This is a genomic window from Vibrio ordalii ATCC 33509 (assembly GCA_000257205.1).
Classification (GTDB): Bacteria; Pseudomonadota; Gammaproteobacteria; order Enterobacterales; family Vibrionaceae; genus Vibrio; species Vibrio ordalii.
The window spans coordinates 1-16,491 of the sequence record AEZC01000082.1 but is presented as its reverse complement, the minus strand read 5'-3'; the positions used below and the strand labels follow the sequence as shown (position 1 = coordinate 16,491).

The following is a 16,491-nucleotide window of genomic DNA, read 5'->3' as shown; positions in this document are numbered from 1 at the left end:
CACCCCTGTGTATAAATGTTGTACAGGAAGTAATTTACCAGGCTTATTGCCAACATGCAGGAAATAATTAGAGACTTGAGTATCTGCAACAAACGCTTTTAGTCGGGCAGACAATGCCTCTTCCATCATTAATTTATTACTAGTGAAAGTCTTTAACTTAACATTGGGATAATGAGTTTGCATATACTCTTGTTGGTAACCACCGAATAAAACACCGACTTCATAGTCATAGCCACCCAACAAAAATTCTTTAACAGAAAATTCGCTCAGTAAAGTTCGATTAAAGTAGAGTTTGGTATCAATAGAGAAAAGAGGCTCAATAAAATCAAATTTTTCCTCACGTTTATCGGACCGGACCATACCTATATGGGCATCAGCATTACCACTTAGCACATTATCTAAAGATTGTTGCCAATTTGTAACTTTAAATTCAACAGGGGTGCCTGTACGCTGTGAATACTCCTGCCAGAAATTGACAAGTATTCCCATCGCTTCTCCCTGCTCATTCGTGTAAGAATAAGGGTGCCAACTATCGGTCGTAGCGATAACCAATGTCTGCTTTGCAGCAGCAGGAAGAGTTGAGCCAACTATAAAAAAGAGCATCCCAACTGCAAATAACTTATATCCCCACATTGCATCCCTCGGATCACTAGCTAAAGTCAAGTCATGCTAGGGAAATCCCTCCCCAGCATGAGGACAGTATAGCCCAGATATATGAATAAAAAAAACTCATGAAAGCAATTGATTAAGTTGATTTTTAAGAAAATAGTATTGTTTAAGGGAGTGGTTTAATAATTTGTCTGCCAAGCAAAGAATGCGATAGCGTCGTGCCATCAACAAGCTCAAGCTCACCGCCAACAGGCACACCATGAGCAATACGGCTCGCAGAGACTTGATGGGCGCGACATAATTCAGCAATGTAGTGCGCGGTCGCTTCCCCTTCAACGGTTGGGTTAGTGGCAAGAATGACTTCGGCAATGCCACCACGTTGCAAACGGTAATCCAGCGTATCTAAACCGATATCACTCGGGCCGATACCATCTAAAGGTGATAAGTGCCCCATCAGCACAAAATAACGTCCAGAATATTGGCCTGTAGCTTCAATGGCCGCAATATCAGCAGGGCTTTCGACTACACAGAGTTGGCCGTTATCCTGCCGTTTAGGGTTGCTACAAATATGACAAGTTTCTTCTTCAGTGAAAGTTCGACATTCACTGCAATGTCCAATTTCTGTCATGGCTTGGCTTAAAGCATCGGCGAGCTGTAAGCCGCCTTTTCTATCGCGCTGTAACAAATGAAAGGCCATACGCTGCGCTGACTTGGGACCCACCCCTGGCAGACAACGTAAGGCCTCCATCAAATGCTCCAGCATATGACTGGTACGCATTAGTAACCTATTTTGTTTGTTAAAAAGGTTGTTTGTTAAAACGGCATTTTCATACCTGGTGGTAATTGCATGCCACCAGTGACAGAAGCCATTTTTTCTTTTTGAGTCTCTTCGACGCGGCGTGCAGCATCATTGAAAGCGGCGGCAATCAGATCTTCTAGCATCTCTTTGTCGTCTTCCATCAAGCTTTCATCAATATCTACACGTCGTACGCTGTGGCTACCAGTAATGGTCACTTTTACCAGACCAGCACCAGACTCACCAACCACTTCCATATTCGCAATTTCTTCTTGTAGCTTTTGCATGCGCTCTTGCATTTGTTGGGCTTGCTTCATTAGGTTGCCCATACCGCCTTTACCAAACATGTTTATCTCTCTGGTTGAATTGAGTGTTTCACATAAGGTGGGGTCATAACATATAGATTCAACCCCACACTCGCTTAATTGATTAAATCGGCCGCACACTGTCGCGATCAAGTTCCGCATCAAAACGTCGCTTGAAGAACATTACGTGAGGGTCAGCCTCCAAGCTGTTCAATGCTTGCTCTAATTTGAGTTGGTAAAGACGCTCTCTAAGCTCCAATGGCGTCTCACCTTGCTCACCAATTGTCACGCTAAGGTGGCACTCTTCAGCTAATGTCTCATTGAGCGCTTCTAACAACTCGCTTTGTGCTTTATCGGTATTAAGATGAGCCTGACTTGGCCGCAGCATTAGCTCAATTGATGAGCCCGATTTGTGGTAGACAGAATTAAGTGCTAATTGTTCCACTAACTTGGCAATATCGAGCTGGTGGATCAGAGCTGCCCACTCATCTTGTTCTATCGATTCTGCAAGTAACTTTTCTGCCATCTCTGGCGTTTTAATATGTTCTAGCGCTTGCTTAATTTGTGTCGGTGTCAGCTCTGTTTTTTGTTGTTCAACCACCACAGGTTGCAGCGTTGGACGCCACTGATAAGGCTCGTTGTCCAAGGTTGGGGCGGCTTCAGGAGCGGATGTTGACAAAGGCGACACTCGAGCTGATTTTCCATGCGAGGCAACACGCTCAAGCACAGATTCAGATTTAGTCGATGCCGCATTAGGCTTTTTTGTCCCGTTGCTCTTTGTTTCATTCACTCCTTTTGCTGGCTGAGCAACTCCTTGGCGCTGTGAACGCAACTGGTGTCGCAGCCCTGCAATCGGTGAGGGACGTGGAGCTGAAGAAGGTGCTGGTGGTTGAGGAACTGGTGCTGGCTGATACGATTCTGGGGCATATTCCATTGCACTGGACATGTCATCATTCATATCCGCATAGCGGTTATCGTAATCTTGAACGATGCCATAATCAGGCTGAGTATCCTCATGCCTTTGTGGCTCATTAACCTGACTGTCCGATACGGGAGCCACCGATGTTTGCGTAGGTTCAGTTAGAGGCGTTACCACTGATACAGGTTTTTGTGAAGGAGTGCCGTGGCTTGGCACTGCGACATCTGAACTCACTTCAGTGCTGAACGTATTCACCAACGATACAGAAGCAGGACGAAACGCCATCATACGTAGCACAATCATTTCCAGCCCCGTTCGAGCGGTTGGCGAGAGTGCTAAATCTTCACGCCCTTTTAAAGCAATTTGATAATAGAGCTGCACATCTTGTGGGCTCAGTGCTTTGCTAAGCAGTTGCACTTTCTCTGAGTCAGGTTGGGTTTTGTCCAGTGTTGCTGGCAACGCTTGATACATCGCAATACGGTGTAACTGCGCCGCGAGTTGTTGTAGTAATCCATCCCAATCCACACCATTTTGTGCTAAGTGTGCAACGCTATCCATCGCCGTTTGAGGCTGTTTACTGCTAATGGCTTGCAGTAAATGGAGTGCTTGATCTGTGTCTAGCGTGCCAAGCATTGGCGCGACTACATCGGCCATCACCTGGTTATTACCCAATGCAATCGCTTGATCAGTTAAGCTAAGTGCATCACGCATACTGCCATCGGCAGCATGAGCGATCATTCTTAATGCTCTCGCTTCACAAGGGATCTGCTCTGCCGCTAAAACATGCTCAAGCTGATCGTGGATATTTTCAACACTGATCGGCTTAAGATGAAACTGTAAGCAGCGCGATAAAATCGTAACCGGCAGCTTTTGCGGATCTGTCGTAGCGAGCAAGAATTTCACATACTCAGGCGGCTCTTCCAACGTTTTAAGCAAAGCGTTAAAACTGTGGCGCGACAGCATGTGTACTTCATCGATTAAGTACACCTTGAAGCGACCGCGAGCAGGCTTGTACTGCACGTTATCAAGTAATTCGCGCGTATCTTCGACTTTGGTTCGTGATGCCGCATCTATTTCTAAAAGGTCAACAAAACGGCCTTGGTCAATCTCTCGGCAAGTATCACATTGGCCACAAGGTGTGGCCGTAATACCGGTTTCACAGTTTAACCCTTTAGCAAACAAGCGACCAATCGTCGTCTTGCCGACACCACGTGTACCGCTGAATAAATACGCATGGTGCAATCTATTTTGGGCCAACGCATTTTCTAGTGCAGTTAAGACATGTGCTTGCCCCACTACCTCATTAAATTTTGTTGGTCGCCATTTTCGCGCTAAGGCAAGATAACTCATGAGTACGTCCAGTTGATTAGCTTAGTGACCTTCAAATTCACAAATACTATAAACGTTCAGGCCCAAACCTTGTAAACGTTTGTCTCCACCGATTTCAGGCAGGTTGATGACAAAAGCAGCGTGCTCGACTTCACCTCCAAGCTGGCGGATCAATTTAGTCGTCGCTTCAATCGTGCCACCCGTTGCCAGTAAATCATCCACCACCAGCACCTTATCACCTTGTTTGATTGCATCAACGTGAATTTCTAATGTGTCAGTACCGTATTCCAATTCGTAAGATTGGGCCAACGTTTCGCGCGGTAACTTACCCGGTTTACGCACAGGTACAAACCCTACCCCAAGCTCTAATGCTAATGGCGCACCAAATAGAAAACCACGCGCTTCAGTACCAACAACTTTGGTAAAGCCCATGTCTTTATATTTTTCGACTAATAAAGCAATGGTTGCTTGATAGGCTTTTGCATCCTCTAGCAGGCTGGTCACATCACGAAACAAAATGCCAGGTTTTGGGTAATTAGGAATGCTTTGAATGCTCGATTTGATCAAAGAGATAGTTTCGGTTGTCATAACTTACATTTACTTAGATTGGCTCTTCATTTTCCACAATACATTTACGCATGAGAATGATAGAGCGTGAGCTCTCAGCACCATAGATAAGCCACAATATCTTAGCCGCTGAAAAAACAAACGCCCATTCGAAGAATGGGCACACTTCCCCATAATGCTAGTGATTTTCTTGTTGGTTAGCAACCTGCTCATGAGTGGGAAGTCGAATAAACCAAGTGATCAGGACCACAAGCATAGTAAACAACATAATTTTGAGCCAAAAGTGCGGAACAACCCAGATGGAAAAAGTAAAGCTTAGGATAATCCACAAACATCCCCGTTGTTTCACTTGTCGCGAAACAGCGCCATGTTGCTGCCAATTATCCAGTATTGGGCCTAACGTCTGATGTTGATGTAACCAAGCATGAAAACGCGGGCTACTTCGTAAAAAACAAGCACTAGCAAGGAGTATGAAAGGTGTTGTGGGGAGTAGCGGTAAGAATATGCCTATCGCGCCTAACAGAAGGCAGAGCCCGCCAACAACCGTAAGAAAAAAATGCCGAATATTGATGACGAACTCCCCAACGTACGAATCAACTCAGAAAGTTGAATAACCATTAAACACACGGATCCAAGTCAATATTGCTGGCAATGTAGGGATCGAAAGTACGGCAATAAAGCCTAAGAAATAAAAAATGTTGTAAGGTTCTTTAAAATTCTGCTCTTCCATCATAACTTCTCTAGTGTTGGATGACTCCGTTCGTTTTTGGCACCATAAACAAAGTTAATGCAACGTAAACGAATTAGGTGATAGTTGTTCTAGGCGCGCACTATACCTCAAACAAATCACTGCAAACACTGAGTAAATATAAGGTTATTAGCTAATGCCACCTTGGTAAATATTAAGCTTGAAACTGCTCGAACCTAAGCGGTTAGTTGATAGCTGACAAGTTGAGTTGATCGGTAAATCTTTAGTGATAAAGTTTTTTAAACAGTTCTGCCCAAGGCTAACACCCGCGGCAATATGTTGAGTTAAGTAGCCATTTGACCATTGGCTGTCGAGTCCAGCAGGCAGGATAGAGAGTGTACCTTCGCTTAAATCCGCAATACCGAATACCGCGTTAATTGGATTAGCACACTCTGAGCATTCAATACCTTTTTCCAGTATGTCAGCAAGGTCTTTCAGATCGGCACTGAAGCTTTTTAAGTTGCGAAGATAATCGTGAAACAGTGCACGAACGAGCAATGTTGAAGCCACACTGTTTTCATAGTGGGCATCTGAATCAACCAAGTAAAAGGCAAACTGCCCGTTCATCAACCACGCATAGTCAAATACCAGCGGCATTACATCCGCCGATTGTAAAAGACGGTAACTACACTTCCAACTGCCTTGTGAAGTATCATTTTCTGGCAGTAATGCATGTAATAAATCTTTTGCGGTGCTTGGATTTTCACGCAAATATTCAAGATGCCAATGCAACTCTTGCTCTTCTGGAATATCACCACCATCATCAACACGAAACCATTGTGTGGAAAAATCGCGCTGATCAGATAAACGACTAAACGTATCTTCGAGCGTACTTTTTATTGCACTACTTAAGTACTGGTGGTTACCAATCGGTTTAGGAAGAAAATCCTTAACACCAAATCGCAGCACTTTTGCAACATCAGCCATTTCATCGGTTGCAGAGACCACAATCAGTGGCAGCGACGGATACTCAAGGCTCACCTCTTCAACAAACTCAATGCCGTTCAGTACTGGCATTGCTAAGTCACACACAACAAGGTCAGGCTCCGCATCTTTTAACTTGCGCAACCCCTCTAAGCCATTTTCAGCTTCAAGCACTTTATAGCCTTGAGCAGACAAATAACCACTGGTTATTCGCCTAAAAATTGGGTCATCATCAACGAGCATGATCAATTTTTGCTCGACATGCTGATTATCTGAAGGTTTTTTCGCCATGAACTCACTAGCCTGAATGTGAGATTTATACATAATCTTGCCTCACAATGCTTTTAAAAAGCAGTCATTTTATTGTTATAGGATAAATTGATAGGTTACTTTATAAAGTAGTCGCAAAATGAGATTTATACAAATGTTCCACTTTGTAACTCGGTTGCATACTATATATATGGGCTATGTATGAATTGTACCAAATGTACGGAATGTTACTTTCGTCAAACAAGTTGATATGACTCAAGATTTGACAAATGATATACATATAGATTACTCAAATTCAAAAAATAATGTGTCAGGAACAATGAAATTAGATGACCTAAACCTCTTTCGACTGGTTGTCGAAAATGGAAGCTATACCGCAACTTCTCGTAAAACAATGATCCCAGTTGCGACCATTACCCGACGCATCCAAGCATTGGAAGATTCTCTGAATCTTAGGCTGTTGAATCGCCATGCTCGAAAACTTTCACTCACTGAAGCGGGAGAGCGTTTTTTTCAAGAGTGCTCACCGTTGCTGCATCGCTTAGCGGCAACAGCAGAAGAGCTCACCGATGAATGCCGTGGCGCTTCAGGAAAACTCAGAATATCGTCACCATCCAATGTCACGAAACGTATGATGATGCCTATCTTCAATGCCTTCATGATACGGTACCCAGATATCAACATAGAACTCACCACTAGCAATCAGGCCGATCAGCTCGACCCAACCGAATGGGATGTCATTTTTAGAGTTGGCCCTCAACGAGACTCCAGTTTGATTGCGCGAAAAATTAATGAAGTGAAAGATGTGTTAGTCGCAAGCCCAGGGTATTTAGCGAAACACCCTGCACCAACTCATGCCGAAGAGCTCAGTAATCACTCATTACTAAAAGGATACCCCCTAGTAAAGTGGCAGTTGACCAACAATAAAGGGGAATGCGTGGTCAATTGTGATACTGGTCGTTTTCAGGCCAACGCTTTAAACGTAGTGCGCAGCGCTTGCTCTGAGGGGCTGGGTATCACCTTAATGCCAGATGTGATGATTAAAGAATTTATCGAAGAAGGCAGCTTAGTCAGAGTACTGGAAGACTGGGTTTCCAACCCTCGTGATATTTATATGCTGTACAACCACAAGGATCATCTACCTGAAAAAGTCAGGCTATTTATTGATTTTGTGATTGCCTATCACATCGACTAGATTTTAGGCCCAGCATTGCTGGGCCATGAGTTATCGTAGCGGTAGATAGTCAATAAACTCGCTATAGAAACTCAATAAATTGGCTCAAATCACGTTCAGGCACTTTCATTGGCGTGCACCCTGCTGTCCCTAGGTATAAGAAACCAACGATTTGATCATCGCCCTTAGCACCTAATGCTTGCCGAACGTGAGAGTGGAACATCCAGCTTCCCGAACGCCAGAAACCTTGAAAACCTTGTGCTACCGCGGCCATTTGCATCGCTTGTACTGCGCATCCCGCAGAGAGATGTTGTTCAATAGCTGGCACTTTTTCATGATCCGTTACTTTCGCGATCACTGTGATTACCATAGGTGCTCGAAACGGTGCATTCTTCGCTTTTTCTATCTCAGCATCACTGCCGTTATCCGCTCGCACAGCAGACGCCAAAATACTCGACAACTTTTGCAAACCCGCTCCCTGAGCAATCACGAAACGCCAAGGGGTTAAACCGCCATGATCGGGCGCTCGCAAGCCTGCTCTAATAATATTTTCCAAGACCAGACCTTCAGGTGCAGGCGATGTGAGATTGGCGATTGAACGACGGTTAAGCAGCAACTCTAGTGCATCCATTTCGATTCCTTATTGATGATTTTCCATAATCTTATACCAAACTGAGAATAACTCGCATAATAGAGATGACCTCATTGGCTATAAATGAAAAAAAGCGAGGATATTCCCTCGCCTAATTTAAGCAAACATATGAATGAAAACAGCCGAGATGACTACGGATAAAAACGTGCTTCAACCCCAGCACGAGTCAGTAGCCCATCACAAGGAGCGAATTTATCGCCATACTTCTCAGCATGTTGATTCATCATTTCCACTAATTTCTTGATACCAATTTGGTCTATGTAACGGAATGGGCCGCCCAAAAACGGCGGGAAAACGATACCGAAAATCGCACCAATATCGCCATCTCGCGCACAACGAATTACGCCCTCATCCAAACAACGTACGGCTTCATTCAGCATAAGTAGCACGCAACGCAGCGCGATCTCCTTATCACTCTGTTTGGCATCTGGCGTGATTTTCAGCAATTTGTAGATAGATTTGTCGATTTCTTTTTTCTTACCTTTATAGGTATAGAATCCCTTACCACTTTTACGCCCTTTGCGATTGTCATTGAGCAGCAAATCAAATACGTCTGGTCCTTGAAAACGTGGGCCGAGTTCTTGCACTAGAATTGGCATAATTTTCGAGCCAACATCAATGCCCACTTCGTCCAATAACGTGATAGGGCCGACTGGGAAACCGAAATCGAGTAAAGCCGTATCTATCTTTTCAGTCGACTCACCCGCCATCAGGATCTGCGCCGCTTCATTCATGTAAGGCGCAAGGATACGGTTAACATAAAAACCAGCGCAATCTTTGACCACAATCGGCGTTTTGCCCTGTTTTTTCGCCAAGGCCACTACTGTGGCTATCGTCTCTTGCGATGTGGTTTGATGAGGGATCACTTCCACCAGAGGCATTTTTTCAACAGGACTGAAATAGTGCAACCCAATCACATTCTCTGGACGCGCCGCCTTCGCTGCAATTTTCTGGATTGGAAGCGAAGAAGTATTCGTCGCAAAAATGGTGCTGGTTTTGGCATTCGCTTCAACATCAGCCACCATTTGCTGCTTAAGCGTGAGATCTTCAAATACCGCTTCAATGACAACATCGATATGCTGATAACTGGTAAAATCAATCCCGCCAGACAATTGCGCCATTTTTGTCTGCATCTGCGCTTTGGATAAAATGCGACGCTTGCGCTGTTTATCGAATAATTTGTAGTTGTAATTGAGCGCGTTTAATACCCCATCATTCGAAACATCTTTGATTCGTACTGGAACCTTGGCTTTTGCAACGCTAACATGGCCGATCCCTGCCCCCATTAAACCACCGCCCAATACGCCGATACGTTTCACGGTTTGAGGTTTTGCGTCGCTGCCCGTCTCTTTTTTCATTTCTGTGGTGGCAAAGAAAATCGAGCGCAGTGCTTTGGATTCCGAGCTCATCACCAAATCACCAAATCGCTTCGCTTCAAGCTCTAACCCGGCTTTAAAACCACGATCTAAACCGTGACGGATCACCTCTAAAATCGCGTCTGCGGCTGGGTAATTACCTCGTGTTTTTTGCTTAGTCTTTTTAGCAGCTTGATCAAAAATTAATTTGCGACCAAGCTGCGTATGAGAGATTAATTTCTCTTTGGCCGAGGTATTGGCCTGATGACGTTTTTTCCCAGAATTATCGAGCACATACTTCTTAGCCACATCCAGCAAGATAGTCTCTGCTACGCAAGCATCAATAACACCCAGCTGTTTTGCTTTTTTTGCGCGCAGCTGCTTACCCGTCAAAATCAAATCGAGAGAAGCTAACAAACCAATCAAACGCGGCAACCGTTGCGTTCCACCGGAGCCTGGCAGCAAGCCTAATTGCACTTCGGGCAAACCCAAACGCGTGATATCCGCGTCGCTGCACACCCGGTAGTGACAAGCCAGCGCCAGCTCTAAACCACCGCCTAAGCATGGGCCATGAATCGCGGCAACCACTGGGAATGGCAAATCCGATAAGGTTTGAAACATCTCCTGACCTTGCTTGGCCAATGCTTGTGCTTCGCTGGCCGATTGGCAAGCGTTCAGCATACGGACATCCGCTCCTGCAATGAAATTATCTGGCTTAAGCGAGTGAATCACCATCCCCTTTAGGCTGGTTTTTTGTGCCTCCAAGGTCGCAAAAACCTCTTGCATCTCTTGGGCAAACGCCGCTTGTAGCGTATTCATTTTTTCGCCGGGAACATCAATCGCCAGCCACGCAATATTTTGTTCATCAATCGTTAAATGAAAAGCTCTCTCTGTGCTCATTATTCAACCTCCAAAATCATTGCCGCGCCCAAACCACCCGCTGCGCAAGCGGTATTCAGCCCTAAACCACCACCACGTCGTTTTAGTTCACGCAGTGTTTGTGTGATCATGCGCGCACCCGTCGCCGCGAAGGGGTGACCATACGCAATCGAACCACCTAGCACATTAAATTTGTCCATATCAATTTCGCCAATCGCTTTTGCTCGACCAAGATGTTCCTGTGCAAACTTATCACTGGCGAACATTTTCATATTAGAGAGGGTTTGCGCAGCAAACGATTCATGCATGTCAATCAATGTGAGATCGGAAAGCTCAATACCGGCACGTTGTAAGGCTAACGGTGTCGCATAAGACGGCCCCATTAACATATCGTGTTCAACACCAATCGCTGAAAAAGCGTAAGAACGGATATAACCCATAATCTCCAAACCAAGCTCTTTAGCACGGCCTTCACGCATTAATAGAATAGCGGCAGCGCCATCGGTTAGTGGTGTGCTGTTGGCGGCCGTTACGCTACCATATTGCCTATCAAACGCTGGACGTAACTTGGCATAACCTTCCAAAGTCGAGTCATGACGAATATTGTTATCTTCAGCGATCCACTTTTTATAAGGCTCTGGGAATGCCGTCATGACTTCGCCTTGGATTTTGCCCTCTTTCCAAGCTTGTGAAGCTAAAGAGTGAGAACGATGTGCCAACGCATCTTGATCCAGTCGGCTTATGTGATGAGATTTTGCCATCTGCTCAGCCGTTTGCCCCATCGAAAGGCCCGTTGAATATTCAGCGACCGCGGGCGGTACTGGCATTAAGTCTTTAAAAGATAAGGATTTTAAGATACTGAGTTTCTGAGCAACGGTTTTGGTTTTACTTAAAGCAAGTAAGCTAGCGGCTAATTTTTTAGACACTCCAATTGGCAAAACGGAAGAAGAATCGGCACCACCAGCCACACCAATATCAATCGTGCCAGCCATGATGCTTTCAGCCACATTGACCGCCGCCTGAAAACTGGTAGCGTACGCTCGTGTGACGCTGTACGCATCGGTATGGATGCTCATTCCCGTCCCTAAAACGATTTCACGTGCGATATTTGGTGCCTCTGGCATTTGCACGACTTGCCCAAAGACGAGTTGTTCGATTAATTTAGGATCGAGTTCCGTTCGCGCAAGCAGTTCACTCACCACCATCTTGCCTAAATCGACTGCAGGAACTTGACTAAATTCGGTACTTTGACTGACGCGCAAAAGGGGTACGCAACCCCGCGACGATAGCCACACGCTCACCAGAGCGCGTTTTGACTTCCTGTTTGCCCATTGTTTCTCCTTAAAATAGATGTCTGACCTGACGCATTGTAACGAGGTTGTTAAAACAATCAAACAAGTGTTTAAATAAACGTGATATTCGCATCGAATCGAAGCAAGTAATGTAGGGAAAGGAGATGGATAATCACTTAATCTTTAAATGAATAATGGAATGATACCCAAACAACTTGGAGTTGCAGGTAGGCGGTAAGTGAGTGAGTCCCCATGAGCATAGGCAAACTATGTGATTGGGGTGAACGAACGTAGCCAACACTGCTGCGGCTTCAAGTAGGAAGGGGATATAAGCAAAAAAAAAACCACACAATAATGTGTGGTCGGAATATATAAAGCAATTAACTTACGCCAATTGAAATAATCAGTTTCCTGATTAGGAGAAAGTAAAGTCAGCCTTCAAAAGGAAGTGTCATCTTGCTCAACATGTTAGTCGCAATGACTAACGAGATGACAAGGTGTACTATAGCCACTTCGTGCTATGAGATTTTGAAGTAGATCAATTTTATATTGATTTATTCCATACTATGAAATTAAAAAGCCGTCGACGCTTGAATTGATGTTACCGAACAACTTGAACGGATCGAAAGCAAACGAATACGCGAAGCGTTCATCGCAAGACGACAATAAAATGGCCTAAACAAAGAAGAAATCACAGAGCAAACGGAGACTCATGTGTCGATAATAACCATGTTTGGAAAGAAAAAGTCCAGCAGCCCGGTCAATAGTAATATTGACAGACAGAGAAAATATGAAACGCTCGTGCGTGCTTATCACCGAGATCTTTTTCGTTATGCCTATTGGCTATGTAAAGATAAAAGCATTGCTGAAGATTTAGTCCAAGAAACCTGCTTGAGGGCTTGGAAATCTCTCGATAGTTTGCTCGACGAGAAAGCGGCCAAATCGTGGCTTATAACTATTCTTCGTCGCGAGAACGCGCGCCGCTTTGAGCGCAAGCAGTTTGAGTTGGTCGATATTGATGACTACAGCGGTGATGTAAAAGTCAACGATGATCCTCATCACCAACAAGAGTGGTTGCAGGCACAGATAATGAAGCTGGATATTGAATACCGAGAACCTCTTTTCCTACAAGTCATTGGTGGTTTTAGTGGTGATGAAATTGGCGAGATCCTCGAACTCAATAAAAACACGGTCATGACTCGTCTGTTTCGAGCTCGTAATCAATTAAAAGAACAATTAGATTCATCAAAAGCGTATAAGGGGCAGCAAAATGGATGAATTAGAATTTCGCCGCCGAGTTATGTCCGATCCAAAGCAGCATGACCAAGACGTTATCCAAGCGGCATCTATCAGTGATGCCAATCGTCAATTTATAGAAGACATCTTGAGCTTAGATACTAAGATTGCCAATGCAATGAATGTAGATGTACCTGACGATCTCGCCGACCGGATTCTGTTTAATCAAGCCACAATGACAAGTAATGTCTCTCGCCCTACTTTTGCCAAGCAAGTAATGGCATTAGCGGCATCGATTGCTTTTGTGTTTGGTTTATTCGTCGGTCAAATCAATTGGCGAAATGTGCTTATTCCACCTGCACAAGCCAGTCTAATGGACACCGCCATCAAACACGTCATTGATGAAGAAGGTTTTGTCAGCCAACTGGATGAACAAGTGAGCTCAACACAGATCAACGCCAAAATGCTGCCATTTGCTTATCAGTTAAGCAATAGCTTCCCTTACCACGTTTATTACCTAAACCACTGTGGTTTTAGCAAGGCAAACGCTCTACATATGGTTTTTCAAGGTGAGAGCGGGAAAGTGACACTATTTTTAACGAGCATTGCCAGCGAACAAGCGGTGCAATTTAATGAGCAAGGGATGGCAGGAATCATTGAACCCGTCGGTGATGCTAGCCTGATCCTTGTCGGTGAAAATGGTGAAGATATCGCCAACATTGCAAAACAACTAATGCCTATGCTGAAAGCTTCGCATTAAAATCATTCCTGACCTGTATATAATGCAGGTCAGGTTCTCCAAATCAAAATAGAGCATGAACTCTATAAACAAGCATTTTTCGCCTTTTTCCTGCCAAATAGACATCATTTCTGTAATTTTATCATTCAATTAGACAATGGTCGGATTTCTATCTTATATACTAGGCTCTAGTATCAGCCACCAATTGAGCATTTGCTCAAAAAACAACGTCCATTAGAGGCGATGAAATCAAAAAGGAAAAAGGAAAAAGCACCATGAACAAGACGCGTCTGTTTAAAAAATCGTTACTTGCCGTAACGGTAGCTCTCGCTTCACAACAAGCACTGGCAGCGGGCTTTCAGCTCAATGCACAATCTGCGACTGGCCTAGGCCGTGCGTTTGCTGGTGACGCTGTTATTGCCGATAACGCATCGGTGATGGCTCGTAACCCTGCCGCAATGGCGTTGTTTGATGAAACCTCACTCTCTTTGGGTTTTGTATCGATCACATCGAAAATAAAAGTTAAAGATGCAAAATATACTGCATTCAACGGTTCAACCTATGATTCAAACTATGATGATGCTGGCGATACCTCGATCGCACCAAATATTCACTTAATCGTGCCAGTCAATGATCAATTTGCATGGGGTATTAATGCCTATTCAAACTTCGGTACAAAAACTGAGTTTGATAGCTCCTTTGTTGGTGCTGAATATGGCGGCTTAACTGATGTGAAAAGTGCAAACTTTGGTTTATCAGGTTCTTACCGTTTAAATGAACAATGGAGTCTAGGTTTAGGTTTAGACTTGATTTATGGGCAAGGCAAGCTACAACGCAATATGAGTAGCAACGTTTCAACTCCAGCAAATCCTCTGTTCCCACAAGCAGGCTCTACAGCTCTGAATGCTGACGCTGATGGCTGGGCATTAGGCTTTAACTTAGGCACAGTTTATGAGCTCGACGAGAATAACCGTTTCGGTTTTTCTTACCGTTATAGCCCTGACTTAGAAGCTGATGGTACCGTTAACTATATCGGATCAAAAAAAGGGAAAATTGATGATACCCTCATTATGCCACTCCCTGATATGGCTGAATTCTCAGGCTTCCACCGCTTAAATGAACAGTTTGCCGTGCATTATAGCGTTCAATGGATTGGCTGGGCTGAGTTTGACAAGCTAGAAGCTAAAACAAGCGGGGTATTGAACGACTATAACTGGCAAGATGGCATGCACTACTCGATTGGTGGTACTTACTACTTAACCCAAGATTGGACACTGCGTGCTGGCTACATGTATGACACCAGTGCTCAAGATCAAAAAACATCCGTTTCAGTTCCTGATTCTGATCGTAACTGGCTGTCGGCTGGCTTTACTTACCATTTAGATCAACAATCAAACATTGATTTTGGTTTCACGTATCTAATGGGCAAAGATGTTCAAGTTAATGAAAAAACAGAAAATCCTGCCTATGGATTAGTTGGGGGCCCGAACATTTCGTCAATTTCAGCAACGACCCACGCAGATGCAATCCTAGTCGGCTTACAATATAGCCGCAGCTTCTAAGCGCAACGTTTATCAGCATAGCATCAATAAAGGGCTGGTTTTCCAGCCCTTTTTCATACTTGTAGCCGCATCGCTTTATCGAATCGAGCTAACAACTGTACCTTTTTTACCTTAAACCACACTACAAACGTTCTCTGAAAGTTAGAAACACTTCCATAACAAGCAGAGTATTACGCTTAGAATTAAACTATAAGTAGATTTAAATTTCAAAAACAATAAATTCACTGCTTTATATTTTTAAATTATTCGCTCTAACCTTAAAATTCCCACACCGAATTCAAATATTTCAGCGAACATTATAATGAAATCAAATAAAACTCTTCTTTCACTCGCAGTGGCATGTGGACTGTTCAGCGTATCGAATGCATCTCAAGCGGCCGGTTTCCAATTGGCAGAATACTCTGCAACGGGCCTTGGGCGTGCTTACGCCGGTGAAGCGGCTATGGCTGATAACGCCAGTGCACAATGGCGTAACCCTGCCATGCTGACTTATTTGAAAGGTACGCAAATTTCTGTTGGTGCAATTTACGTTAACCCGAATGTTGATGTGAATGGCACCGTAAGCCACTCATTACTTGGCACAACGCAAGCAAGCGCAAAAGACTTCGCTCATGATGCGGTTATTCCTAATTTTTACTTATCTCATCAGTTGAATGAACAACTAGTGCTGGGCTTTGCGCTAGGAACAAACTATGGGATGGAAACCGAACTGGGTAATGATTTTGCTGCCTCACACTTTGGCAATCAAGAAAGCGTTATTACTAAAGAAGCGAATCTCAATATCGCTTATCAAGTAACCACTGAATTTAGTATTGGTGGTGGCGTACGCTATGTGATCGGAGAAGGCCATTTTGGTGCAACAGCACCCTCAAATAATGTAGTAGGAATGCATCCTACTACAGGTGCACCAATCTCCGTAGCTAAGGGAACGACACTAAAATATATGGAAGGTGATGACACATCTTGGGGATGGCAAGTCGGTACAGCTTGGCAGATCAATGAAACAAACCGTATTGGCGCAAGCTATAAATACGAAGTGATGATGGATTTTGATGGGCACGCTAAAGGCATTACTTACGGTGCTTACAAACCTGGGATGATATCTGTTGCCTTGCCCGCCACAGCAGAGCTTGCT

General features: G+C 44.3%; 14 protein-coding genes and 1 pseudogene. 5 read left to right on the top strand and 10 right to left on the bottom strand.

The features are described 5' to 3' along the window. The 7 genes from VOR_RS0105190 to VOR_RS0105155 form a co-directional block, all read right to left on the bottom strand. Positions 1 to 633 (bottom strand): transporter substrate-binding domain-containing protein (locus tag VOR_RS0105190; protein WP_010318664.1); only part of this gene is annotated, 633 nt, incomplete at its 3' end. Between the two features lie 142 nt (positions 634 to 775). Beyond that, the gene (recR, locus tag VOR_RS0105185; RefSeq protein ID WP_010318663.1) at positions 776 to 1,387 is read right to left on the bottom strand and encodes a recombination mediator RecR; all 612 of its coding nucleotides are present in this window, start codon (positions 1,385 to 1,387) and stop codon (positions 776 to 778) included. A gap of 35 nt (positions 1,388 to 1,422) precedes the next feature. Beyond that, positions 1,423 to 1,752, bottom strand: a complete 330-nt coding sequence (locus VOR_RS0105180) for a YbaB/EbfC family nucleoid-associated protein (protein WP_010318662.1) — start codon at positions 1,750 to 1,752, stop codon at positions 1,423 to 1,425. Positions 1,753 to 1,834: 82 nt separating this feature from the next. Next, on the bottom strand, positions 1,835 to 3,979 hold the full coding sequence (gene dnaX / locus VOR_RS0105175) for a DNA polymerase III subunit gamma/tau (RefSeq protein ID WP_010318661.1): 2,145 nt from the start codon (positions 3,977 to 3,979) through the stop codon (positions 1,835 to 1,837). Between the two features lie 21 nt (positions 3,980 to 4,000). Beyond that, complete coding sequence (apt, locus tag VOR_RS0105170; RefSeq protein WP_010318660.1) at positions 4,001 to 4,546, bottom strand: adenine phosphoribosyltransferase; 546 nt, start codon at positions 4,544 to 4,546, stop codon at positions 4,001 to 4,003. A 157-nt stretch (positions 4,547 to 4,703) separates the two neighbouring features. Further along, positions 4,704 to 5,096, bottom strand: coding sequence for a YbaN family protein (locus tag VOR_RS18300; protein ID WP_029626930.1), 393 nt, complete (start codon positions 5,094 to 5,096; stop codon positions 4,704 to 4,706). Between the two features lie 306 nt (positions 5,097 to 5,402). Next, positions 5,403 to 6,521, bottom strand: a complete 1,119-nt coding sequence (locus VOR_RS0105155; protein WP_010318658.1) for a response regulator — start codon at positions 6,519 to 6,521, stop codon at positions 5,403 to 5,405. A gap of 265 nt (positions 6,522 to 6,786) precedes the next feature. On the opposite strand from VOR_RS0105155, the gene VOR_RS0105150 reads away from it, so the two are divergent. Continuing rightward, on the top strand, positions 6,787 to 7,662 hold the full coding sequence (locus VOR_RS0105150) for a LysR family transcriptional regulator (RefSeq protein WP_010318657.1): 876 nt from the start codon (positions 6,787 to 6,789) through the stop codon (positions 7,660 to 7,662). Between the two features lie 61 nt (positions 7,663 to 7,723). Here the strand turns inward: VOR_RS0105150 and VOR_RS0105145 are convergent, their stop codons facing one another. From VOR_RS0105145 to fadI, 3 genes and pseudogenes are all read right to left on the bottom strand, one after another. Further along, positions 7,724 to 8,272 (bottom strand): NAD(P)H nitroreductase, encoded by a 549-nt coding sequence (locus tag VOR_RS0105145; protein ID WP_010318656.1) that lies wholly within the window; start codon positions 8,270 to 8,272, stop codon positions 7,724 to 7,726. Between the two features lie 152 nt (positions 8,273 to 8,424). After that, positions 8,425 to 10,548, bottom strand: coding sequence for a fatty acid oxidation complex subunit alpha FadJ (gene fadJ / locus VOR_RS0105140; protein ID WP_010318655.1), 2,124 nt, complete (start codon positions 10,546 to 10,548; stop codon positions 8,425 to 8,427). Beyond that, positions 10,548 to 11,859 (bottom strand): annotated as a pseudogene (gene fadI, locus VOR_RS0105135) (acetyl-CoA C-acyltransferase FadI). The gene fadJ and the pseudogene fadI overlap by 1 nt, the downstream one beginning before the upstream one ends. Before the next feature lie 689 nt (positions 11,860 to 12,548). Here fadI and VOR_RS0105125 point away from each other — a divergent pair. From VOR_RS0105125 to VOR_RS0105110, 4 genes are all read left to right on the top strand, one after another. Beyond that, a complete protein-coding gene (locus VOR_RS0105125; RefSeq protein WP_010318652.1) occupies positions 12,549 to 13,097 on the top strand; it encodes a sigma-70 family RNA polymerase sigma factor in 549 nt (182 codons plus the stop codon). Beyond that, positions 13,090 to 13,815, top strand: coding sequence for a DUF3379 domain-containing protein (locus VOR_RS0105120; protein ID WP_010318651.1), 726 nt, complete (start codon positions 13,090 to 13,092; stop codon positions 13,813 to 13,815). Before VOR_RS0105125 ends, VOR_RS0105120 begins: the two co-directional genes overlap by 8 nt. 254 nt (positions 13,816 to 14,069) lie before the next feature. Further along, entirely contained in the window at positions 14,070 to 15,356 is a 1,287-nt protein-coding gene (locus VOR_RS0105115; RefSeq protein ID WP_010318650.1) for an outer membrane protein transport protein, read from the top strand. A gap of 301 nt (positions 15,357 to 15,657) precedes the next feature. After that, positions 15,658 to 16,491 (top strand): outer membrane protein transport protein (locus VOR_RS0105110; RefSeq protein ID WP_010318649.1); only part of this gene is annotated, 834 nt, incomplete at its 3' end.

Excerpts from the sequence above, each read along its gene's own strand:
- VOR_RS0105150 (WP_010318657.1), top strand. The coding sequence starts at position 6,787 with ATGAAATTAGATGACCTAAACCTCTTTCGACTGGTTGTCGAAAATGGA.
- apt (WP_010318660.1), bottom strand. The coding sequence starts at position 4,546 with ATGACAACCGAAACTATCTCTTTGATCAAATCGAGCATTCAAAGCATT.
- VOR_RS0105115 (WP_010318650.1), top strand. The coding sequence starts at position 14,070 with ATGAACAAGACGCGTCTGTTTAAAAAATCGTTACTTGCCGTAACGGTA.
- VOR_RS0105180 (WP_010318662.1), bottom strand. The coding sequence starts at position 1,752 with ATGTTTGGTAAAGGCGGTATGGGCAACCTAATGAAGCAAGCCCAACAA.
- VOR_RS0105155 (WP_010318658.1), bottom strand. The coding sequence starts at position 6,521 with ATGTATAAATCTCACATTCAGGCTAGTGAGTTCATGGCGAAAAAACCT.
- dnaX (WP_010318661.1), bottom strand. The coding sequence starts at position 3,979 with ATGAGTTATCTTGCCTTAGCGCGAAAATGGCGACCAACAAAATTTAAT.
- fadJ (WP_010318655.1), bottom strand. The coding sequence starts at position 10,548 with ATGAGCACAGAGAGAGCTTTTCATTTAACGATTGATGAACAAAATATT.
- VOR_RS0105120 (WP_010318651.1), top strand. The coding sequence starts at position 13,090 with ATGGATGAATTAGAATTTCGCCGCCGAGTTATGTCCGATCCAAAGCAG.
- VOR_RS0105125 (WP_010318652.1), top strand. The coding sequence starts at position 12,549 with ATGTTTGGAAAGAAAAAGTCCAGCAGCCCGGTCAATAGTAATATTGAC.
- VOR_RS0105145 (WP_010318656.1), bottom strand. The coding sequence starts at position 8,272 with ATGGATGCACTAGAGTTGCTGCTTAACCGTCGTTCAATCGCCAATCTC.
- recR (WP_010318663.1), bottom strand. The coding sequence starts at position 1,387 with ATGCGTACCAGTCATATGCTGGAGCATTTGATGGAGGCCTTACGTTGT.